Here is a 2,652-nt window from a genome sequence, read left to right as displayed (position 1 = left end):
GATGTGCGGCTGCAGCCGGGTCCGGGCGGGCAGGCGGCGAGCGTGCACCGCGACCATCTCGGCTCGCCGCGCCGGCTGAGCGCGGCGGGAAGCGGGGCGGTGCTGGCCAGGACCGTGCACCGGGCCTATGGCGACAGGCTGGTGCTGTCCGGCGCCGACGCGCTCGACACGCACGGCTACCTCGGCGAGCGCGAGGATGGCGAGCTCGGGCTGATCTATCTCAATGCGCGCTACTACGACCCGAAGGCGGGGCGGTTTCTGTCGCCCGACAGCCTTGATCCGGTGCTGCCCGGGGTGGGCACCAACCGCTATGCCTATGCGCTGAATGACCCGGTGAACAAGCTGGATAAGAGCGGTCAAGAGGCCATCACCGCCGCCGCTCTTGGGGCATACGGCGCCTATCAAGCAGCGGTCTTGGCAGGAACAGCGGTTGTGGCGGCAGTCGCTGCCGCACCCTATGCGCGTGACGCGATCAGCTATGCCGGCCAAGTGTTGAGCACGCCTCCGGCGGCTCCTGTGGGTACGACGGTTCACACGCCGATGGGCGACTATACCGGTGTACCGGCAGTGACGACGCCGACGATGCCGCAACTTGACCCGATCGCGACAACTCCCACAGTTAAATCGGGCCCATTAGTTACGGAAATGGGGCGTTTATATACCGGAAAGCAAAAAGAAGAACTTTTTGAAAAGGCAAAAGGAAAATGTGAATATTGCGGTGAGGAGCTTACTTTGGAGAAAAAACAACCTAATACGATACAAGGAGATCATATCAAAGCTTGGTCAAAAGGCGGCGCCACTGAGTTAGAAAACGGTGCTGCAGCTTGCAAATCCTGCAATAGTTCTAAGGGTAATAAGGATCTAGGGGATGAGTGGACACCTCCCAATCAAAGGGGGCTTGAGAATGAGGTGCGGCCAAGTCAAGACATCTCTCCACTCGGGAACGGAGTGCTATCGAATGACAACAAATTCAGTGACTAGTTCTGAGCCGGAAATCGCTGCGGTAGTATGTGAGCATGTGTTTAAGGATAGCAGAGATATATTGTTGGTATCACATGATAGAGATGGGGCGTGGCAACTCCTTTGTGGGAAAATGGATTGTGGAAGCCATACGATCCCGAGACTGGTTGGGCTTAATCACTTGTTGGAACGAGACCCATCTCTTAATGGGATACTTAATCTCCCAAAGGGGTATTTCAGTGAACGCGCAAGTATAGGCGGACTCTGGAAGAGGGGGCCGCTACCTGCCGGAGAATAGCTCCATTTTTTGAAAGCAGTGCAACGGAGCAGGATTTCTTCCGAGAGCGTCGGCATGAAGGTGGCGCTGGTCTCAAGGCAGTGTCTGCCTGCATAAAAGGGAGCAAAAGCCGCCGGGAAGGGCGTGCACGGGCTTGGGATTGAAACCCAGGCCGAGCGAAGCGTCATCGAGGACTTAGCCGCTGCCAAGGGCGGTACCTATGCACTTAAGGATGAGGCTGGAAATGTCATGAGAACAGGACGAACAAATGATTTTGCGAGGCGTGAAGCGCAGCATTTGCGCGATCCAAGATTTGAGGGGTTAAAGTTCGACCCAATTCACGAGACCGGCATTCGCAACGAGCAACGAGGGCTTGAGCAAATGCTACATGATCAGTACCAGCCACCGCTCAACGTAATTAATCCGATCAGCCCGACAAATCCTCGCAGAGATGAATATATGGATGCGGCACGCCGCTTTCTCGAGGATTGATGATGGCAAAGCTCCCCTATCGTGAAGGTTCCTGTTTCAGCCTCCCGCTCCGAGATTATGGATATGCCCTCGGTGTTGTTGCTCGTGCTGGGCGGCGGGGCGGCCTTCTCGTTTACCTGTTTGGCCCTCGTCGCGATGCCCCCCCAGGTCCTGATGACGTGGCGAGCCTGAAGCCGAATCAGGCGCTGAAGCGGATACGGTGCGGTGATTTACGCCTTATAAGACGTGAATGGCAGGTTATCGGCGAGGTACCGAACTGGAATCGAGAGGAATGGCCGATGCCTTACTTTATATGGAGAGAGGAAGGGACCAGACGTGCTCGCCTTATTCAATATTCTGAGAGCGATTTAACTAAGATTGAAAAAGAGATGCCAGTCCCGCCCGAAATAACGGGCTTCGAACAAAATTCACTATTTGGTGCGGGTGCGGTAGAGCTTTTCATGACAAGAGTCCTAAGCGAAAATTAAGCACCGCATCGATTATGCGATGAATTAAGCCTATCAGGCTCAAGCCGTACACCGGGCCTATGGCGACAGGCTGGTGCTGTCCGGCGCCGACGCGCTCGACACGCACGGCTACCTCGGCGAGCGCGAGGATGGCGAGCTCGGGCTGGTTTATCTCAATGCGCGCTACTACGACCCGAAGGCGGGCCGCTTCCTGTCGCCCGACAGCCTCGATCCGACCCTGCCGGGGGTGGGCACCAATCGCTATGCCTACGCGCTGAATAATCCGGTCAACTTGAACGACCCGGGCGGGAATTCGGTCAGTGACACCGGGGGATTCACGAGCGACAGCGTCACCGGCGCCTTGGATGACGATGACAGGGCGGAGGCCGAAGGACGGGTGCAGACGGCGGATTTGGCGGGAGCTCTCGCGGGGGCGCTGAGTGGTGCGCAGGCTGGAGCTAGAAACGCAAAAGATCC

At 57.0% G+C, this 2,652-nt stretch carries 4 protein-coding genes; all 4 read left to right on the top strand.

The annotated features are described in order from the left end of the window. Positions 1-981 (top strand): RHS repeat-associated core domain-containing protein (locus tag AB4Y97_RS20850; RefSeq protein ID WP_442000950.1); only part of this gene is annotated, 981 nt, incomplete at its 5' end. 400 nt (positions 982-1,381) lie between these two features. Continuing rightward, positions 1,382-1,729 (top strand): hypothetical protein, encoded by a 348-nt coding sequence (locus tag AB4Y97_RS20845; RefSeq protein ID WP_442000949.1) that lies wholly within the window; start codon positions 1,382-1,384, stop codon positions 1,727-1,729. Beyond that, a complete protein-coding gene (locus tag AB4Y97_RS20840) occupies positions 1,729-2,196 on the top strand; it encodes an Imm26 family immunity protein (protein WP_442000948.1) in 468 nt (155 codons plus the stop codon). The genes AB4Y97_RS20845 and AB4Y97_RS20840 overlap by 1 nt, the downstream gene beginning before the upstream one ends. Before the next feature lie 73 nt (positions 2,197-2,269). After that, a partial coding sequence (locus tag AB4Y97_RS20835; RefSeq protein ID WP_442000947.1) for an RHS repeat-associated core domain-containing protein occupies positions 2,270-2,652 on the top strand: 383 nt, incomplete at its 3' end.

This window comes from Microvirga sp. 2TAF3, assembly GCF_052114965.1.
GTDB lineage: Bacteria > Pseudomonadota > Alphaproteobacteria > Rhizobiales > Beijerinckiaceae > Microvirga.
This window is presented reverse-complemented; position numbering and strand designations above follow the sequence as displayed.

What these genes read in the sequence shown, in the direction of transcription:
- AB4Y97_RS20840 (WP_442000948.1), top strand. Translation starts at nt 1,729, where the DNA reads ATGATGGCAAAGCTCCCCTATCGTGAAGGTTCCTGTTTCAGCCTCCCG.